At 46.6% G+C, this 19582-nt stretch carries 14 protein-coding genes; 7 read left to right on the forward strand and 7 right to left on the reverse strand.

Annotated features, from left to right (window positions below; translation table 11 throughout):
* The first annotated feature begins 115 nt into the window (after window positions 1-115).
* Window positions 116-1114 (forward strand): c-type cytochrome, encoded by a 999-nt coding sequence (locus ACYVD4_RS12345; RefSeq protein WP_460945938.1) that lies wholly within the window; start codon window positions 116-118, stop codon window positions 1112-1114.
* A 240-nt stretch (window positions 1115-1354) separates the two neighbouring features.
* Here the strand turns inward: ACYVD4_RS12345 and hemH are convergent, their stop codons facing one another.
* Both hemH and ACYVD4_RS12355 read right to left on the reverse strand, forming a co-directional pair.
* The gene (gene hemH / locus ACYVD4_RS12350) at window positions 1355-2416 is read right to left on the reverse strand and encodes a ferrochelatase (RefSeq protein WP_460945940.1); all 1062 of its coding nucleotides are present in this window, start codon (window positions 2414-2416) and stop codon (window positions 1355-1357) included.
* 66 nt (window positions 2417-2482) lie between these two features.
* Window positions 2483-3268 (reverse strand): hypothetical protein, encoded by a 786-nt coding sequence (locus ACYVD4_RS12355; RefSeq protein WP_460945942.1) that lies wholly within the window; start codon window positions 3266-3268, stop codon window positions 2483-2485.
* A gap of 270 nt (window positions 3269-3538) precedes the next feature.
* Here ACYVD4_RS12355 and ACYVD4_RS12360 point away from each other — a divergent pair, with 270 nt between their 5' ends.
* The 3 genes from ACYVD4_RS12360 to ACYVD4_RS12370 all read left to right on the forward strand — a co-directional run bounded on the left by ACYVD4_RS12360 (window position 3539) and on the right by ACYVD4_RS12370 (window position 6135).
* Window positions 3539-4372: an outer membrane beta-barrel protein gene (locus ACYVD4_RS12360; protein WP_460945944.1), complete on the forward strand. Its 834-nt coding sequence runs from the start codon at window positions 3539-3541 to the stop codon at window positions 4370-4372.
* Between the two features lie 155 nt (window positions 4373-4527).
* Window positions 4528-5418, forward strand: coding sequence for a hypothetical protein (locus ACYVD4_RS12365; protein WP_460945946.1), 891 nt, complete (start codon window positions 4528-4530; stop codon window positions 5416-5418).
* A 150-nt stretch (window positions 5419-5568) separates the two neighbouring features.
* Window positions 5569-6135, forward strand: a complete 567-nt coding sequence (locus tag ACYVD4_RS12370; protein ID WP_460945948.1) for a precorrin-2 dehydrogenase/sirohydrochlorin ferrochelatase family protein — start codon at window positions 5569-5571, stop codon at window positions 6133-6135.
* A gap of 74 nt (window positions 6136-6209) precedes the next feature.
* Here the strand turns inward: ACYVD4_RS12370 and ACYVD4_RS12375 are convergent, their stop codons facing one another.
* The 5 genes from ACYVD4_RS12375 to ACYVD4_RS12395 all read right to left on the reverse strand — a co-directional run bounded on the left by ACYVD4_RS12375 (window position 6210) and on the right by ACYVD4_RS12395 (window position 13570).
* Window positions 6210-9005, reverse strand: coding sequence for an SBBP repeat-containing protein (locus tag ACYVD4_RS12375; RefSeq protein ID WP_460945950.1), 2796 nt, complete (start codon window positions 9003-9005; stop codon window positions 6210-6212).
* Between the two features lie 442 nt (window positions 9006-9447).
* A complete protein-coding gene (locus tag ACYVD4_RS12380; RefSeq protein ID WP_460945952.1) occupies window positions 9448-9783 on the reverse strand; it encodes an MGMT family protein in 336 nt (111 codons plus the stop codon).
* Complete coding sequence (locus ACYVD4_RS12385) at window positions 9783-10358, reverse strand: DUF3109 family protein (RefSeq protein ID WP_460945954.1); 576 nt, start codon at window positions 10356-10358, stop codon at window positions 9783-9785. The genes ACYVD4_RS12380 and ACYVD4_RS12385 overlap by 1 nt, the downstream gene beginning before the upstream one ends.
* A gap of 132 nt (window positions 10359-10490) precedes the next feature.
* Complete coding sequence (locus ACYVD4_RS12390; RefSeq protein WP_460945956.1) at window positions 10491-12887, reverse strand: lytic transglycosylase domain-containing protein; 2397 nt, start codon at window positions 12885-12887, stop codon at window positions 10491-10493.
* A 41-nt stretch (window positions 12888-12928) separates the two neighbouring features.
* The gene (locus tag ACYVD4_RS12395; protein WP_460945958.1) at window positions 12929-13570 is read right to left on the reverse strand and encodes an O-methyltransferase; all 642 of its coding nucleotides are present in this window, start codon (window positions 13568-13570) and stop codon (window positions 12929-12931) included.
* 459 nt (window positions 13571-14029) lie between these two features.
* Between ACYVD4_RS12395 and ACYVD4_RS12400 the strand changes: the two genes are divergently transcribed.
* From ACYVD4_RS12400 to ACYVD4_RS12410, 3 genes are all read left to right on the forward strand, one after another.
* Window positions 14030-14749, forward strand: a complete 720-nt coding sequence (locus ACYVD4_RS12400; RefSeq protein WP_460945961.1) for a BclA C-terminal domain-containing protein — start codon at window positions 14030-14032, stop codon at window positions 14747-14749.
* A gap of 38 nt (window positions 14750-14787) precedes the next feature.
* A complete protein-coding gene (locus ACYVD4_RS12405) occupies window positions 14788-14961 on the forward strand; it encodes a hypothetical protein (protein WP_460945963.1) in 174 nt (57 codons plus the stop codon).
* 410 nt (window positions 14962-15371) lie between these two features.
* Entirely contained in the window at window positions 15372-19565 is a 4194-nt protein-coding gene (locus tag ACYVD4_RS12410) for a non-ribosomal peptide synthetase (protein ID WP_460945965.1), read from the forward strand.
* Window positions 19566-19582 lie beyond the last annotated feature (17 nt).

Below are 19582 nucleotides of genomic sequence, written 5' to 3' on the forward strand. Positions count from 1 at the left end.
AAAGACGGGGCTTTTAGGTTCTTTTTAAAAAAAGAACCGTTTAAACATTTTCTGTGAACGCCAATAAAAATTAAAATAATCTTTGTGAATTCCTCTACTAATCTTAACTGTATTCGTGAAAAAGAAAACTACAAAGATCATCTTTGGTGTCGTTGGCGCTCTCCTCTTGCTTGTTGGTATTGCACTATCGTATGTAAAATTAGCCTTGCCAGATGTTGGTCCTGCACCAGATATGAAAATTCAGGCTACCGCAGCGCAGATAGAACATGGTCGTTATCTGGCCAATCACGTAGCTGTGTGTATCGACTGTCATTCTAGCCGCGATTTTAGCAAATTATCGGGGCCAATTATTCCCGGAACAGAAGGGAAAGGGGGGGAAGCCTTTACGCGCGAAATGGGTTTTCCGGGGCAATATTACGCCCGTAATCTGACACCAATGAATCTGGGTAGCTGGACCGACGGAGAAATATTCCGGGCGATTACAACAGGAGTTAGCCGCGATGGTCATGCGCTGTTTCCGGTGATGCCGTATGCTAACTACGCAAAAATGGATCCTAGTGATATTAAAGACATTATTGCTTATCTGCGTACTCTGAAGCCAATTTCCAATGAAATTCCTGCCCCAGAGTCTGATTTTCCGATGAATTTTATCGTCAATACAATACCTCAAAAGGCCACCGGAGGCAACCGCCCGGATACGACAGATCGAATTGCATATGGGAAATACATTACTACGTTCTCATCTTGCGGAGATTGTCATACGCCTGTTGATGATAAGGGACAACCGTTGCCAGGTATGGAAATGGCCGGTGGACGTGAGTTTGCTATGCCAAACGGCGTAATACGTTCAATGAATATTACTGCACATGAATCAGGTATTGGCAAATGGACGCGCGAAGCATTTATTGCCCGTTTCAAAGCCTATGCTGGGAAAGCCAACGCCATGCCAATCGTTGCCGAAGGGGAGTTTAATACGTTGATGCCCTGGGCAATGCTGGCCGATATGAGCGAGCGGGATTTAGGTGCTATTTATGATTATTTACGCACGCTGAAGCCTGTTGATCATAAAGTTGAGAAATTTACTCCAAGAGCAAAACAGATCGCTTCCCGTTAATAACTAACAAAAAAATACAGCTTTTGTATAACAATACGTTATTGCAATTGTTATATATACGTAATGCAGAGACAACTACTAGCTATAAGGAAGACCATATTACTATAAACTATGTACTGTATATCAAGTATAAGAATGTTGTGATAATTAATAACTTATAGCACGTGGTTCTGTATCTGCCGTAATGAAAAGCCCGCTTTCTCTATGAGAAGCGGGCTTGTTTTTTCTCCTAAAATTTGCTTATGCCGATTTTATCAGATCGACTAGCGCGTCGATCCAGATCGGGCTATCGTTCAGACTTTCAACCAGTTGCCAGTGTGCACCACCAGCTTGCTCGAAAAGCTCTTTATATTCAACACCCACTTCAATAGTTGTTTCCAGACAGTCGGCGACGAAGGCGGGCGAAAAGGCCAGTACACTTTTAATTCCCTTACCCGGTAACTCTTTGATAACTTCGTCGGTGTATGGCTTAATCCACGGGTCGCTGCCGAGCCGGGATTGAAATGATGTAATGTATTTGCCTTCAGGGATACGTAGCGCTTCGACCAGTAATCGGGTAGTTTCGAAACATTGAGCCCGATAACAATGCTGATTCATAGAATGATACGTTCCACAGCAATCACCAAACCGGCAGGTCGTTTTGGTGATGTCGCCTTTACGAATCTGACTTTCGGGTAAACCGTGGTAGCTGAACAGAAAGAAATCATAATCGTGGGCTGCCATATATTTTCGGGCAGTTTGGGCAAAGCCTTCAATAAACAGCGGGTGCTCCAGAAACCGATTCACAAACCGAATCGACGGAATCACCTCCCAAGGCTTCACAATTTCCATCACTTTCTGATACACAGAACCCGTAGAAGCCGACGCATACTGTGGGAAAAGTGGAAGAATAATTATATCGGTAAGTCCCTGCTTCTGAAATTCGGCTAATCCGGCTTCGAGACTAGGGCTCTGGTAACGCATGGCCAGTTTAACCACATAGTCATCGCCGAGAAGTTTCTGCAGTTCATCAACAACCCGATGCCCGTAATATTTTAAGGGCGAGCCGGTGTCTGTCCAGAGTTCTTTATAAATTTTAGCAGATTTGGGCGCTCGAAATGGAACAATAATGCCGTTTATAAGTAATGAACGCGGAATCAGTGGAATGTCGATGACTCGTCCATCCATCAAAAATTCACGCAGGTATTTACGGACATCCGGCACTGATGGACTATCCGGCGTACCAAGATTAACAATTAAAACACCTGTTTTACCAACTGATTTTTTGGTAGATCTAGGGGGCTGTATAGCAGAAACTTCCATGTAAAAATGAACAGCAAATTGCGCCGGTTAGTTTGGTTTTCAACCTATTGCAATTGCGGAGAAAACTTATTTTGCTTCGGGGTACCGGCTTAAGTCGGTACGGGTAAAATCGCTGAAAACTTCACCGGGCAATCCGGTAAAAACCATAATATTAGTTAGATCGCGCCCACCTCGTGCGCCAGCCAATAAAATAGGACCATGATGTTCATACCCATCCCAGGGTAACGTAAAGAGTGGCTCTTTATCGGTATTGTTCGGAAAGTGAGCCCATTGCGTTACTAAATGAGATTTCTTGTCGACCCATATTTTATAACGACCACCGGGAATAGTATTACCATTTTTGGGGGCTACCTGCAATACGTCGGCGGGTTTTCCGGTTTGGGTAGGTTCGTCGCCAAGGTAACGTAGCGTAATACCCGAATCTTTCAGTTTGAATGGCATAAAGAGCCAATAGGAGTCATGAAGCCATTGCCGTTTACTTTGTTTTATGTACTTGGCTACCGAATCGGGTTGGGTTAACTCTTCGCCATTCCGGTAAACGCGCCCCATATCGTTATTGATGTTCAGGATTACCGTCTGGTCGTTATGCAAATTGTCGATACGTACCATTCCTGACCATTTGTTCCAGACAAATTTGCGTGCGCCGTCAAACGTCCAGGTAATTAGTCGAGTTTCGTCCCAGGCTGTCCGTCCGCCCATTGCCGTCATTACCGCGTCAGCAATCTGTATAGCGCGTGCGTCTGAGCCTGCCTGATCGAAACCGGGCGCGGCTGGGTTAGGTATACTCTTTAACTGGGCTATGCTAATTGTTCCAGCCAGAAGCAAGCAGGCCGACAGGTACACGATTTTCATAGACGAGAGAGATTGGGATAGCAAAATTAAAACAATCGCACTTTTGTTCAGACAGATTGAGTCTAGATTTCTTCAATCGATTTGATGCGAGTAGGTCATAAACACATTAACTCAGTAGTTAAAAAATTTGTTGGCCTGGTTTGTCACTAAAACATATACGTTTCTTAAAAAGAGAATAGTTCAAAACATTGCAACCCAATACGCTGTTAATAGGGTGTAATTTTGATTACACCTTTTTTTAATACAACTCAACGAGTTTTTTTAAACGTTATGAAAACCTATGGAACGCTGCTGGCTTTGTGCCTTGGCAGCTTTGGTCTCGCTCAGGCGCAGACAACCACAAACACGTATTCGTCGACCACGACAAACAGCACTTACAGCACGTCGCCAGTTACGACGGATAGCACGAACGCTACGCAATCTACCGACAACAGTAGTTCAAACATGAGCAATAGCAATATGAACAGCGTTCCGGCTCAGAACTACCAGACGACTACCACAACCACTACGAACTCCTATAACTCAGATGGCACTGCTACGTCTACTGAGACTACGTCGCCAAAAAGCGATCGGTCGTGGGGAAAACAAGGTAAATTTGGTATCTATGCCGGGGTAAATTTCTCGCGTTTTAGAAACGAACCGATTCCTGATGGCGCGTATCGGGCAGGTTGGCAGGCTGGTATCTATGGCCGTACGGCTGGAACTGTTTTTGGTCAGTTGGGTGTAGAATACCGCACCTCTACGTCGAATCTGGTACGTTCAGGCACAGGTCAGACATCGCAGACACCTAGCCAAATTCGCGGTCAGATTGACCAGCAGTTCGTAGCTATCCCAGCCTATGTGGGTTTGCGGATCGGTGGCGCACTAGGCCTACGGATTCAGGCTGGTGCCGAATTGTCGACACTGGTTGTTAATTCGAGTAACGAATTTGGTATTGGCCGTGACGATGTTCGTCGGACACTGCTGAACGGCTTAGGTGGCGTTGGTATAAACCTCGGGCCGTTGACGCTGGATGCTGTTTATAACGTTGGTTTACAGAACGTATTCGATAACAACGATACCAAACGTAATATGCTGGCTTTTAATCTGGGATTCCGGTTCTAAGCTATTGCACGAACGTAACGCATGAGCCGCTCAAATTTTGAGCGGCTTTTTTATATACGATAATCGCACATACGTAGCGAATTTCCCAAACATTCACTACGTATGAACGGTTGTAGAAATGAATCTAATTATTGATCAACTCAACGTACTACGTTATGAAAACTTCAACAAAAACAGCATTGCTGCTGGCTGGCCTGTGCAGTACAGGTGCGGTGTTTGGACAGCAAAACTCGTATGACGACCGTTACGACCGGCGAGACCGGAGGGAAGACAGACGGGAGGAACGGCGCGACGAACGACGGCTTGATGATCGTCTTGAGCGACGCCAGGAATACAACCAGCGGAATGAAGATGAACCGCGTTATAATAACCGCTATGAAGAACGAGGTGGGCGGTCGGTTCGAAAGTATGACGAAGAAGACCTAAGTAAAGCTTACGACGAAGGATTTGAAGACGGGCAACGTAATCAGGAAGTAGAAGAACGTCAGGAGCGCCGGGAAAATTACAAAAACTTTGCATTTGGGATTTATGCCGGAGCCAATGCTACCCGTTTCGAGGGCGAAAATCTGGAAGGAGAGAAACTAAGCGGCCGATTGGGGTATCAATTAGGATTCTTTGTACGGGGTGGAGGTCGCGTTTATGGCCAGATTGGGGCTGAATACCTCACGTCAAGTTCTGAACTGTCGCGAACAGGCGATGGAACCACCACCGGCGTTAGTGATATTGTGGGTAACATCAATCAGCAATACATTCATGTGCCAGCTTATATTGGTATTAAACTGGCTCAGTCAGACCGTGGTACGTCGGCCGTACGCTTAGCGTTTGGTGCTGAATATGCAACGGCTGTGGGTGTAAATACGAATAAATTTGACTTGAAACAGGCTGATTTTAAAGCTGCTACCATCAACGGTCTGATCAATCTAGGCTTCGATGCGGGCCCGTTGATGGTTGGATTTGTGTATCACCACGGATTTGCTGACGTAGTGAAAGACACCGATAACACCAAACGGCGGATTCTTTCGGTAAACGTTGGGGTGAAATTTTAAAAATTGTCGATTGTCGACAATCAATAGTCGTAAGTTTGTCAGCGTAAGTCAATTAGATTTACAACGATGGCTTGCGACTATTGTCGTTTCAAACAACGTAGCAAATACGTGTCAGAGCCAAATGCCCACAACGGATGACTATCTACTCCTATGAATACTTTATTTCCTATTTTCGTGAAAGCCGAAAATCTGCACACACTCATTGTTGGTGGCGGCTACGTTGGGCTTGAAAAGCTAACGGCCTTGCTCGGTAATTCGCCCGAGGCTCGTGTTACGTTGGTGGCACCTGAGATACGTAGCGAAATTCAGGAACTGGCGCGGCAATACCCCAAACTGCAACTTATTCAGGAGCCATATCACGAAATTCACCTGTCGGACAAAGATCTGGTTATTGTTGGAACGAACGTTAAAACCGTTAATCAACAAGTTCAGAGTGACTGTAAACGCCACCGGATTCTGGTCAACGTAGCGGATACACCCGATTTATGTGATTTCTACCTGAGCTCTGTCGTGAAAAAAGGTGACCTGAAAATCGCCATTTCAACCAACGGAAAGTCGCCAACGTTTGCCAAACGTTTTCGGGAAGTGCTGGAAGATATTCTGCCCGACAGTTTACAGGAAACCCTCGATAATCTGACTGCGATTCGTAATCAACTTAAAGGTGACTTTGTTCAGAAAATGGAGAAACTGAATGAAATTACCAAAGTGCTACGTTAATTGATATGTTACGTAACAAGGCCCGGAAGTGCATTATTTCCGGGCCTTGTTACGTTGTGTAATTGCCTGATTTACTAATGCTTAATAATTTTGAGTTGCTGCTGCTGAGTAGGTGTGTTCACGTGCAGTAGTAAAAGCCCACGGTTCGCACCTAGTTCCAGACGAATACGTTCGTGATTTGTTGCCTGTTCCAGATTTTTACTGTTTATAATCTGACCCTGTAGATTCACTAAACGTAGTATAAGCGGTTGGGCTTCGGCTCCCAGAACTTCAACCTCTACACCAGTGCCTACAACGGGGTTTCCGAGTACACGCACTTGCAAACCCGTACCAGCTTCGCTTACACCCTGACGTACCGGAATTGGGCACCCACCCAACCAGGAATAAGTGTACTGACTTACCGATGCGCCCTGACTAGCCATTAATCGAATGGTGGGGTTGTCGGTATACAAATCCAGACTATAAGGACCCGGATTGCTGGTAGGAGTTAGTTCGTTGGCAACCGAGAAACTGAAGGGCTGATTCACATCACGACCTACGTACTGCGGATTGAACGTAACCCGATATCGTTGGGGGCTGAGCAACTGACATGACACTGCACTAACTCCGCTTATTGCGAAACCCGATGGTGGTGTAACCGGAGTTGCACTAACCGAAAGCTGGAAGCTGGTACTTATGCTAAGTCCGCCGGGGTCAAGTGCTGTGATGCTGATCGTTGAAACTCCAGTTGTGCTGGGCGTACCGCTGATAAGCGAGCCCGTGCGGCTTAACCCTGCGGGTAAACCCTGATCGGAGAATGTAAGTGGTTGTCCGTCAGGATCGGAGAAGTAGCTGGCCAGATTAAGTTGATATGGCTGATTCTGCGTCAGATTCTGATTCGGAATGCCCGACGTAGTAGGTGCCTGATTAGGGCTGGTGCCCGTCTGACACGAAGCCAGCCAGTTATAGCTATAGTTGGTTATGCCATTGCCTGACTGAGTTGCAACCAGCGTAATACTTGGGTTATCGTTGAAAAGCGTTAGCGTGTAAGGACCTGAATTGGTAGTAGTTACCATCTCATTCACAACTGAGAAGCTGATTGGATTGGCATTGGCACCCGAATAAAGCGGGTTGAAACGCACCCGGTATTCGCCCCGGCTAGGATTAACCTGCTGGCACTGGATCATATTGACCGACGTAATAGCAAAGCTGGCTGGCAGCACTTGCACAGCAACAACGTTTGAAGCAGGGCTAGTGCAGCTACCCTGTGAGCAGGTTGCTGAAAGAGAATAGGAGCCAGGTTGAGAAAAAGTATAGATGTTCCCGTTGGCCTGCCCAGTACCACCTGTAGGTGTCCAGTTTATTGTTCCAGCACAGCCAGTCGCCGTGATCGAAATGGGTTGATTAGAGACCGGTGCACTGGCAACTAGAGACGGAGCGGTTATATTACAAGGACCTAGCTTGCTCAAAAAACCACCGTTTCCTGTTAAATTTACTACGCCTGTTCCGGGATCGAAATCAGCAGGACCTGAGAAAATGCCAGTGGTATAAACATTATCAGAAGCAACGGCGATTGCATACCCTTCATCTGAATTGGCACCTCCTAACTGTTTAGCCCAGACAAAATTTCCAGACCCATCTAGTTTACTTACGAAGATATCAAGACTGCCAAATGTAGTGAGAGGGAAGGTTCCTGCTCCCGGATCAAAATCGGCTGTATTTTCGAATCGACCAGTCGTATAAATATTACCAGACGCATCTAAAGTTAAAGAATAGGCTATATCTCCATTCGTTCCTCCAAGCTGTTTAGCCCAAAGCAGATTTCCGGAACCATTCAGCTTGATGATGAAAACATCTGCGGCCCCAGCCGACGTGAGGTTCGTAATACCCGGACCAAAATCAAAGTCTACCGTATCGTTAAAGTATCCGGTTACATAAACAGATCCTGAACCATCAGTTCGTATCGATGTGCCATCGCAATTATCGTCGCTACCCAGTCCTTGCGCCCAGACAAAATTGCCAGACGCATCCAGTTTGCTTATGAAAATATTGGGGTATGAGCCAGAATTAAGCGTAAAAGAACTCGGCCCTGGATCAAAATCTGTAGTGCCATCAAAGCTACCTGTAGTGTATACATTGCCTGAGCCATCAACCGCCACAGAATTGCCTCTATCTTCACCACTTCCGCCCAGTAATTTAGCCCAGACATAATTACCTGAAGCATCTAGTTTGCTCACAAACGCATCATAACCCCCTAAAGAAGTTAAATTGGCAACAGATGAACCAGGATCGAAATCCACTGTTTCTGTAAAAATGCCTGTTGTGTAAACGTTCCCGGAGCCGTCGAGTGCTAATGAATAACTGACGTCGTTAAAACTGCCCCCTATGCGTTTTGCCCAGATATAATTGCCTGATGCGTCTAGTTTACCTATAAAAATATCTGGGCCTCCGGCAGAGGATAGATTCACTACCGCTGGGCTGGGGTCGAAATCGACCGTACCCATAAATCGTCCTGTTATATAAACATCACCTGATCCGCTTACAGCTATCGAAAACCCGCGATCATCGGAGCTACTTCCAAACTGTTTTGCCCAGATCAAGTTACCCGCTGGGTCCACTTTGCTAACAAAAATATCATTGCTTCCCGCAGAGGTCAGATTGACAACGCCTGGCCCTGGGTCAAAATCTTTAGTACCTGTAAAATAGCCAATGGCATATACATTACCACTGCCGTCTACTGCTAAGGCATTGCCTCTGTCTCCTCCAAGCTCTTTAGCCCAGACATACTCTTGAGCTACGCTAACCTGAAACAGGCTAACCTGAAACAAGATGGCTAACAACAGCCATCTGTACCGTTCTGAATGTGAAAAGATTGATAAATGTGACTTCATAAATAAAAAATTGAGGAGTCGAGAATAAATAAGAGGGGGGCGAAAAGTTGACTTGAGGAATTGATACGTGTGAAGCGGATAGACATCAGCTAGAGACGCTAGTTGGAGCGCGTATTGATCGTTTCATGGGGCATGTTGTTGAACGTATTGTAAGTTTTAGTAGGGAGACCTTGTAACTAAGGCAGAACAAAACTCAGTTTTTGCTAACTAACAGACTCTACCGAATCGGACAAAAACTCTACTCAAATGACCAAACAGTGTTATTATTCAAAAAATATTATCTTTTACTATGCTTGTAGTGTGCGAATACTTGATATTGTATACTTGCGACATTTCGTAGTTATTACTGAAGAAATCTCTACTGAGAAAATCAGACTCGAATGGATATAAAAAAAGAGCCCTTCATTTTTGAAAGGCTCAGCAGAAACGGGAAAAGAAATTCTTACAATGCTAACTCTACAGACGGGTCCCAGAAGACAAGTTTGAACTCAACAACTTTATCGTTCTCTATCCGAACGCCCTCGTTTTCGAGTAATCGCTGCATGACGTTCGGCTCGCCAAAAAAATGTTTGCCCGACAATACGCCCACACTATTTACCACCCGATGCGCCGGTACGTCGGGGCGGTTGTGGCAGCCGTTCATGGCCCACCCAACCATACGGGCTCCCGCCCGAAGGCTGAGGTAACGCGCAATGGTACCATACGTAGTGACTCTCCCTGCCGGAATCTGCCGTACTACGTCGTACACATCTTCAAAATAATCGCGTTGTTCGGCCATTACTTCGCTTCGTTCTTTTCGTCGATGGCCTGACATAATCGACCGTACCATTCTTCGCCATACGCCCGTATCAGTGCTTCACGGACAAACTTGTAAATCGGTACGTTCAACTGCTCTCCAAAGCCACAAGCTGGGCTGCAAATGGGCCAACGGTCGTAATTAAGCGCGTGAAAGGATTCGTATTTGGTTACCCGAATGGGGTATAGATGGCAGGAAATGGGTTTTTTCCAGTCGATTTTCCCGTCATTATATGCTTCTTCGATACCGCACTTTAAAATGCCTCGCTCGTCCCAGATCGCATAGACGCACTCACGCCCGCCCACGGTTGTTGTCACCGAACCACCACTACCATCGGGTTCATGACCTCCCCGCTGTTCAAGAACTTTAATGCCTTCGGGCGATAGATATGGCTTAACATCGTTATAAATCCGGTCGAGAATGGCGGGTTCATCACCCTCTAGCGGAGCACCCATATCGCCTTCAACACAACAGGCACCTTTGCACTTGTCGAGATTACAAACGAAAAATTTTTCAGCAATGTCGTCGCTGAGGCAGGTATTGTCAATGAGAATCATAAAGTAAAGATACGTAGCCGTGAGCAATTTTGACCCACAGATGCTATCTATGAAAAAAGCCACCCTGATTTTCAGGATGGCTCTTGACGGTGATACGTAGCAAACTTAGGCGTAACACAATAGTCAATGCTCTTATTTCATGATCTTGAGTTTCTGCCCCACTTTAACGCCCGTATCGGTCATGTTATTCCACGACTGAATTTGCTCGGCCGTTACACCATAAATCTGAGTAATCCGAAACAGGGTTTCGCCTTTGGCAACCGTATGATACGTTACTGATGGTTTCCCGGCTGACGTAGCATTGCTGGCCGATTGCGATATCTGAGTTTTCGTGGGACTTGCTTTTACCAGCAATTGTTGCCCGGTTTCCAGCACATCGTTATTGGTCAGATTGTTCATGGTCAATAGCTGATCGACAGTCAGGCCATAGAGCCGGGAGATGCTGTAATACGTTTGCCCTGCCTCAACAGTGTGCGTACCCGATGCGCTATTTCCGGCAGTTGATGTAGTAGCCGGACGAACAGGGGCAGTAGCAACAGGAGCCGTCGGTTTCGCGGTAGAGGGGCTCGCTGTAGGCGTTACCGGTTTGGGCTCTGTCGTACTACGTTCGGGCGTAACAGACTTAGTCTCATTTTTCACAACGGCAGGCCCGGAAGTCCGATTCGGCGTTTTGGTTACGGCAGTTAGTGAACCATCAGCTTGCTGCTCGCGCGGCCCTTCGTATTTACTTGTTTCAGGGCGGCCCATGTCGGCATCCGATACGACAGGCTTTGCTGGTTTCGGGGTAGACGCCACTGGCGTATCGGTAGGCTTAATACGTTCGGGCGTGGTAGCCACGGGTACTTCCTTAACTGGTTGAGTAGCATCGGGCGTCCGAACAATCACTACGCGTTGCGAACCATCCGAATCTGTAGAACTACTGGTAGTTGTTGGAACCGGGCGGTTAGTTGGTGCAGGTGTAGTATTCGTTGGCTGAATGGACGGACGTTGCGGTTCTGTGCGAGGAGGAGCAGCCGCAGGTTCAGAAGTTCCATCGCTGGGCGTAACACCGCCACCCACCAGCTTTGGCTGGTAGAGTTTCCGCTCGGAAGCGTTACGAGGTACATTTTCGTTGCCACTCACGGTACGTGTTGTGCCAGCCGCTGGATTTGTTGACGCAACAACAGGCCGATTCGAAGGTGTAGGCGTCTGGTCGTAAACTGGAGGTGCTGGCGAATTGATGACTTCTACCGGCTTATTTGCTGGCCTACGTTCACGCAGCCACATAACCCGGCCCGTCAGCAATTTCTGAACGCGGTCTAGTCGGTTGTAACGTAGCAGTTTCTTCAGGCGGATGCCGTATCGTTGTGAAATGCTACGTGCGGTTTCGCCGTCTCGAACCGTATGAAAAGGAACGAGTGCTTTCTTACGCTTCTTGGCCAGATAATAAACGTCGTTTACAATAACTGGGTCGCGTTCGCTCATGTCGTTATAACGTAGAAAGCTCGATAGGCTGATTTTAGCTTTCCGCGATAAAGAAGCCGCATTATCACTAGCCTGTGCCTGAATACCGGGTAGCCCGTTGATTTCGTACAAAACAGGATCGTCTTTGCTGCTCAGTCCTGTTGTTACCCGACGTAGCACCGGAAAGCCAACGTCGTTCTGAACAAATTCAGGCGTTTTCTTCCCGCCAACGTTAACGATTTTCTGCCGAACATCATTGATCTGATTGCTGGCCACAGGAACGGCCATGATGTATGTTTTGTCAATCGGAAGGGTTTCGCCTAATACCCAGCGGTTGTATTTTCGAAGCTCGAATTCATCGACATCCAGCTCTTCAGCAATGGCTTTCATCGTTTTACCGCCACCGTTTGGGTACTCGATCAGTGCAAAGCGATTGCTGGTCTGATGGGACTGGAGCGCATTTTCGATGGCTACTTTATGCGCGAAAAAACGGAGGATATACCGGTCAGTACGTCCGTCAAGAGCCACTTCACGTGCATACGACCAGTCGGGGGGAATCAGTTTGGCAATACCACCCGCTCCGAGATAGTACGAATACAACGAAGCAATCCAGTTATTAAATTGTGAGTTGCTCTTTTTTAGGTACTTAGCTGCCCCACGGGTTGAGCTGGTAATGCTTTTGCGTTCATCGACTTCATCGTCAACGCGCAGCCCGTGGCCCAGCGCAGTTTCTTTTTTGAACTGCCAGTAACCAACGGCTGCCGACGACGAAACCGCATCGGGCGTAAGCGAACTTTCCTGAACGGCCAGATATTTAAAATCGGTCGGTACGTCTTCATCGATCAAAATCGACTCGATCATCGGAAAGTAAAGTACGATCCGGTCGAGTTTGGCAGTCCAGTACTGACGATTTGAAAGCAATGCGTTTACGTCCTGCTGAATGATACGTCGGGCATCGGGGTCGAGCCGAACCGAAATATCGGCAAAGGAAAGCTGATCGGGCACGGTCGGAACGGCGTTTTGGGCCGATACCAACAGGCTTGCCAGCGTGAAGAGAATGGTGAACGAATACGTAATTTTTTTCATGCTTGTTCCGCTACGGCGGTTTGTTTTGGGTCAGTCGTACGTTAACGTTTGCGGATCATCATAATCCCGTCTCGAACGGGCAACAGCACATTTTCCACGCGTGGGTCGTTAAGAACTTGCTGGTTAAATGCCTGAACAGACTGCGTATCCAGATCCGACGGTTTAACACTCTCAACAACCTTGCCACTCCATAATACGTTATCGGCCAGAATAAAACCTCCAGGTCGTAATTTGTCAACTATCAGCTCAAAATAGAGCGGATTGTTCCGTTTGTCGGCATCAATAAATACCAGATCAAAGAATTCGTCAAGTGTTGGTATGATATCGGCAGCTACTCCAAGCCGGAAATCGATTTTAGAGCCCAGCGGAGATTGCTGCCAGTAAGACCGGGCGAATGATTCGAGTTCTTCATTCTGATCGATGGTTATCAGCAAGCCGTCGTCGGTCAAGCCTTCGGCTAGGCAAAGGGCTGAATAACCAGTATACGTACCAATTTCTAGAATGCGCCGGGGGCGAATCATGCATGATAGCATGGCCAGCAAACGACCCTGCAAATGCCCCGACAGCATACGCGGAGCCATAACATGTGCGTGGGTATTTCTATTAAGACTACGTAGCAGATCACTTTCGGGTGAGGTGTGTGCTTCTGCGTATGTGGCTATGTCGACAGGCAAAAAATCCATTCGATGAGTAATTGTTACGTCCTTTATTGTGGTGGAAAAGGAGTAACGAATGGGCTGGTTTAGGTAAAATTAGTGAGTTTTTAGCTAACGAACGTCGAAATTACGTGTCTAGTACGTAAAAAAGGCTAGAATCGACTACTTATAATACATTCCTGATCCAGTTCTTTGCTACGTTCCATTCTACGTTTTCTTAATCGCCCCCATCCTTGACGCATTTAAACCGTATAAATCGCCTGGTCAACTACTACCTTTACCAAAACAGAATCTATCGAATTGGCAAAGTGGGAACGCAACCAAACGAGACGAATTTAGGTAGTGTCTCATTTTGACCGTAAAATTTCCCCCAACTATCGTCTCTTCAGTTGGGTTTGGCGTTTTTTGTTGCCTTTCAGTAACAATCAATTATATTATCATTTGATTATCATAATATTGCTATACGTAAATTTTATCTTTTCTATTATGAGTAAACAATTACTGCTCTCTATATATTTGTTCCTCTTCAGTACTCAACTTCTGGCACAGGTGGGTATTGGTACCGAAACGCCCGCGTCTAGTGCCATGCTGGATGTTACGTCAACAACAAAGGGATTCCTGCCGCCTAGAGTAGCCAGTACTAACGATGTTCCCTCTCCTGCTGAAGGACTTATGGTTTATCAGACAGGAGGGACCAGCGGATACTATCTGTTTAAGCAAGGAAGCTGGAAACGGTTAATTACAGAAGATGAAGTGATTTCAACGGTCAATGCCGCCGTTGCTTCAGCTACTGCCCCGCTGAGTGCGTCTATTGCGGCACTTATCGAGGCAACAGCTCCCGTTTCTGCATTTGCAGCGGGGTCAGCCTTTCAAAATGTTTTCCCTAACTCAGATTATTCTTTCCCAAACAATCAAAATGTTACAGGAGGCATAACTATAGGTAATGGGAGCAGTACGTTCACCTTTGCCAGATCAGGCACGTATATCATCACCTATACAATAAATACGGGCTATCCCTTTCAGTTAACTGCCGGGGCTTATTTAGATGGGCTTCCAATCTCCTATGGAGCCGCAGGTCCAGCCGTTGGTACATTGACGACCAGCTTTGCTGTGACCTTATCCGCTGGCGCGGTGCTTACCATCCGAAACACGTCGATCTTTATACTAAATCCACCAAGTGCGAACATAAACATAGTACGGGTATAATTGGCGACACCCATATCTTAGCGTTTTTGCTGACTGCTATGGGAAAGATAGATCTGGCAAACCACCACCGCCACCCGACCCTCACCGGTGGAACCGGGACAAAGCAGTTTTCGGGTGAAAAGGACTGCCGTAAGATTCAACGATTTGCCGACGAAAAGAACGAAGAAAATCTGGGTAAACTGGAAGCAGTACAGATTGATTTGGGCGAATAAATATAAGTAACGTAGTGAGTAGTTGTTCCTGACAATATCCTGCTGTCGGAGCTGAAGGCTAAGGTATAGTTAGCGTGAATTATGGGTAACTTTATGTAGTTTTCTTTGTCATTTCGACGATAGGAGGAATCTCAAGTTTTGTATCAAATAGGCTTAAATGGCTCGTTCACAATAACTTACCGTTAAATCAATTTTTGCAATTTCTTGCGGGTATTAAATCAGGTAAAAATTGCTTCGATACAGCAGAAACGCTGTTTTGGCAATACGTAATCTCCCGGGCATTGATTAATAAATATGACCGAGCAACATTAAAAAAGTCTTAAAATCACCAGCATAAACAATAGTGGTTAAAAATCTTTCTATTTCCACACGATAGAGCGCATTATTAGCGGATGTATCATTGGCTGGCTATGTTCTATTCCATCATACTTTACGCCAGTGCTATGACTATGGTTTCCAATGGATTGTCGATAAGTTACGTGCCGGTCGATTTCGATCCGTTTGCCGGAAATGAATCGACACTCTATGCGCCAGTTACACAGTCGCAACAAGAAATTTGGACAGCCTGTCAGTTAGGCGGAGATGATGCAAATCGGGCATTTAATGAATCGCTCTCTCTTCGTTTCGATGGCAAACTCAACGAAAATGCTTTTCGTCGGGCCTGGAATGACGTACTAAATCGCCATGAAGCGCTACGTGTTACGTTCAGTCCGAACGGAAAGCATATGTGCATTGCCGAAAGTCTTGTCATACCAATTCGCTTACAGGATATTTCAGATACAGATGCTACCCGACAGGACGCGATTTTAGCCGAACATACGCAAGACGAAGCTCATTTTCTATTCGATCTGCAAACAGGACCGTTAGCCAGAGCAACGCTAATAAAAGTAAGCGATACGCGTTGGCAGTTCACGCTGACAGCTCATCACATAATCTGCGACGGCTGGTCGATGGGAGTTTTATTTCAGGAATTAGGTCAGCTCTATTCGGCCTACAGCGTCGCGAATGATGCCATTTCATTACCACTTCCTATCCAGATTAGTCAATATAGTTTTGATCAGCAGGCATTTGTAAGAAGTGATACGTATATAACGTGTGAAGCGTTTTGGCTTAATCAGTTTTGCACAAACGTTCCTGTCGTCAATTTACCCACCGACGTACCGCGCCCGATACCACGTACGTATGCAAGTTGTCGTGCAGATTTCTTGCTGGAAACCGATACGGTTGAGGCTCTAAAGCGGTTAGCATTGCAGGTAAAAAGTAGTTTTTCCGCTACGTTGACTGTTGCGTTCGAAATATGGCTGCATCAGCTTACCCGTCAAAAAGAAATTGTAGTCGGCTTGCCCACTGCTGGTCAATTCGCCGTCAATCAGTATGATTTGGTTGGCCATTGCGTTCATCTTCTACCGTTACGTAGTCAATATGACGCCACACGTTCGTTTATATCGGTGGTGCAACAACGGCGCGATGAACTGCTCGATTCTTATGAACATCAGCAGGTTACATTTGGAAGTCTTCTGCAAAAATTAGCTATTCCGCGTGACCCGGCGCGAATTCCGTTGGTGCCGGTTGTATTCAATGTAGATAGTGCGCCGGAAAAAGGCATAGCTTTCGCCGGACTTCGTCAACAGTTGATCAGTAACCCGCGCGCTTACGAAAATTTCGAACTATCGCTTAATATTCTTGGCGATACAGGTACCCTTCGTCTGTTATGGTCTTATAATAAGCAATTGTTTCGGCCCGAAACTATCGCGCAGTTTAACCAATCGTTTGTGGCTCTTCTTCAGGCGATTATACAGCAACCAGACGTAGCACTGTCCTTCATCGGGATTGCTTTGAGCCGGACGACACAGCGCTACGTACCTGATTATACAAAAAGCTACCAAACCTATCCGCATGACAAGGCCCTCACTACGTTGCTGTCTGAAACGGCAAGTCGATTTTCCGATAAAATTGCGATTCGTTATTTAACCGAAAGCCTGACTTACAAGGCTCTGGATGAACAGACGAACCAGATTGCGCATGGCCTCCGTGCCCAGGGCATTCAATCGGGCGACCGGGTTGGTCTGGCTATCGAACGGTCGATGGCAATGCTTACGTATATGTTGGGCATTCTGAAAGCTGGCGCTACCTACGTACCGGTTGACCCACATCACCCGGCTGATCGTCTCTCATTTATTCTGCAGGATAGCGGTTGCCGTTTGCTGGTAACCTCGTTGGATTTTAAAGGGAAAGTGAAACTGGCTGGTCATGAACTTTTGATCGAAGATCTTGAGCCAACTTTGAGTCAGTTTCCCACTACGTCACCGAAGCAAGAGCCTGTGGGAAAGGATATTGCCTATATTCTCTACACATCCGGCACCACAGGTCGCCCGAAAGGTGCGCTTATCCGGCACCATAGCGTCGCGAACGTAGTATATAGTGTTGTCCGCGAACCGGGGCTTACGCATACCGACAAAACGGTTGCACTGGCAACGATCGCTTTCGATCTGGCGGTCGTAGAAATTTATACGCCCCTTCTGGTTGGAGCAGAGTTGGTTTTAGTCGATTCAGCAACCGTACGTAATGCCGAATCGCTCACCCAGTTGCTACGAGACCCCTCCATTACGTTCGTGCAAACCACACCTGCTACGTTTCGAATGCTCCTGGCTGCTGGCTGGCAGGGCCATAATCGACTGAGGGTTGTTTCCTGCGCCGAAGCCTTACCAATGGATCTTGCCAAAAAGTTGCTGAATTGCTGCGCTGAACTCTGGAATTTTTACGGCCCCACCGAAACCACCATTTACGCTACCGGGAAACGAATTTTACCCACTGACGAGTCTATAACTATTGGTCATCCTATCGCCAACACCCGTATCTATTTAGTGGATGAAACTGGTCAGTTAGCTCAGGAAGGGCAATCGGGCGAAATATGCATTGCGGGCGAAGGTGTATCGGGTATGTATTTAAATCAACCCCAATTAACGGCAGAAAAATTTATTGATAACCCTTTTTCCGCCACGCCCGAAAAACTTTATAGAACCGGCGATTTGGGTGCTTTCGTACCGGGCAGCGGAGCAATACGTCCGGATATTATCTATAAAGGGCGTCTCGATCATCAGGTGAAAATTCGAGGTTTTCGTATTGAATTGCCTGAAATTGAGCAAGTAATACTAAAACTTCCGACCGTTAAAGAGGCTACTGTGCTGGCCCGCGAATATCAACCCGGCGATCAACGACTGGTGGCATACGTAGTCGATTTCACTATTCCGGGAAAACGCTTCGAAGAACATGGACACGTTTGGCTCGTTGGCGAAGAGCTTCAAAACTGGCGTCAACTGGTTGCTACGTCGTTGCCTGACTATATGGTGCCTACTGATTTTGTTCTGTTAGCTCAGTTGCCGATTACAGCTAGTGGCAAGCTGGATCGTCAGGCGTTACCTGCTTTGACAGCAGCTACATACATCCCGACAGAGGTTGAAAAAAACGATGCAATAATACAAACTCGTACGCCCGAAGAGCAGATGATTCTTGCGTTATGGAAAGCGGCCCTCCACACCAGACATATTTCTCTCGACGATAATTTCTTCGAAATCGGTGGGCACTCATTAACGGCGGTGAAAATAATGTCAGAACTGACCGAACTTACGGGTCGTCGGTTACCGCTTTCGCTGCTTTTTGAGTACCCAACCGTTCGAAAACTGGCTTTGTTTGTGCGACAGGGCGCCAAGCAGATTTCGTGGAAATCGTTGGTTCCAATCAAACCAACGGGCAGCCGAAAACCGCTCTATATTGTACATGGGGCCGGATTGAATGTACTGTTATTCAATACCGTTGCACAACATCTACATGCTGACCAACCGATTTATGGCCTTCAGGCACGCGGCCTGAATAACGTAGATGAACCTTGTCAGACGATTGAAGAGATGGCCGCGCATTATGTATCCGAAATTGTGGCACATGACCCTTATGGGCCCTATTCATTGAGTGGGTTTTCGCTAGGGGGAGTAATTGCTTACGAAATGGCTCGACAGCTTGTAGAGCAGGGAAAAAAGGTAAGTCTGGTTGCCCTGTTTGATGCGGAAGCATTTGAATCATCGTCAAATTGTGGCTGGTGGTTCAGGAAATATAATAGCCTTAAGCTATCAGGATACAAGTTTTCGCATACGATTGCCCTGTTGAAAAAACACGGCTGGCAAGGCATAAAATACAAACTGGAATCTATCGACCGGCGGCTTATTAAAAAGTATTGGCGTGCAAAAGGGAATCATCGGTTTGGCTCTATTCTGCTTCGCAAAGCAGTAGAAACGTACTGGCACACCCGATTTGGCGGTTCTCAACAACAGGAAGCGATTCTGGATTCAGCGTATAAAATTGAAGCGATCAACGACGTAGCACTGGCAAAATTCGAGTTAAAACCCGCCGATCTGGAAGTTCACGTCTTCAAGGCCTTAATTCAAACTTTTCACGTAGCGGATAAAGAGTATTATGGCTGGCGGAGCTTCGCCCGAAAGGGTGTTCATGTTCACGACGTGCCGGGCGAGCATAGTTATATTTTTGCACCACCCAATGATAAAGAGTTTGCTCGAATTTTACAGCAAGTACTCGATAGTCGGCAGAATTAGCCCCGCTACGTACTAAC

It is taken from the genome of Spirosoma daeguense (genome assembly GCF_054776875.1).

What these genes read in the sequence shown, in the direction of transcription:
- hemH (WP_460945940.1), bottom strand. Translation starts at nt 2,416, where the DNA reads ATGGAAGTTTCTGCTATACAGCCCCCTAGATCTACCAAAAAATCAGTT.
- ACYVD4_RS12370 (WP_460945948.1), top strand. Translation starts at nt 5,569, where the DNA reads ATGAATACTTTATTTCCTATTTTCGTGAAAGCCGAAAATCTGCACACA.
- ACYVD4_RS12355 (WP_460945942.1), bottom strand. Translation starts at nt 3,268, where the DNA reads ATGAAAATCGTGTACCTGTCGGCCTGCTTGCTTCTGGCTGGAACAATT.
- ACYVD4_RS12375 (WP_460945950.1), bottom strand. Translation starts at nt 9,005, where the DNA reads ATGAAGTCACATTTATCAATCTTTTCACATTCAGAACGGTACAGATGG.
- ACYVD4_RS12385 (WP_460945954.1), bottom strand. Translation starts at nt 10,358, where the DNA reads ATGATTCTCATTGACAATACCTGCCTCAGCGACGACATTGCTGAAAAA.
- ACYVD4_RS12395 (WP_460945958.1), bottom strand. Translation starts at nt 13,570, where the DNA reads ATGGATTTTTTGCCTGTCGACATAGCCACATACGCAGAAGCACACACC.
- ACYVD4_RS12365 (WP_460945946.1), top strand. Translation starts at nt 4,528, where the DNA reads ATGAAAACTTCAACAAAAACAGCATTGCTGCTGGCTGGCCTGTGCAGT.
- ACYVD4_RS12360 (WP_460945944.1), top strand. Translation starts at nt 3,539, where the DNA reads ATGAAAACCTATGGAACGCTGCTGGCTTTGTGCCTTGGCAGCTTTGGT.
- ACYVD4_RS12380 (WP_460945952.1), bottom strand. Translation starts at nt 9,783, where the DNA reads ATGGCCGAACAACGCGATTATTTTGAAGATGTGTACGACGTAGTACGG.
- ACYVD4_RS12410 (WP_460945965.1), top strand. Translation starts at nt 15,372, where the DNA reads ATGTTCTATTCCATCATACTTTACGCCAGTGCTATGACTATGGTTTCC.
- ACYVD4_RS12400 (WP_460945961.1), top strand. Translation starts at nt 14,030, where the DNA reads ATGAGTAAACAATTACTGCTCTCTATATATTTGTTCCTCTTCAGTACT.
- ACYVD4_RS12405 (WP_460945963.1), top strand. Translation starts at nt 14,788, where the DNA reads ATGGGAAAGATAGATCTGGCAAACCACCACCGCCACCCGACCCTCACC.
- ACYVD4_RS12390 (WP_460945956.1), bottom strand. Translation starts at nt 12,887, where the DNA reads ATGAAAAAAATTACGTATTCGTTCACCATTCTCTTCACGCTGGCAAGC.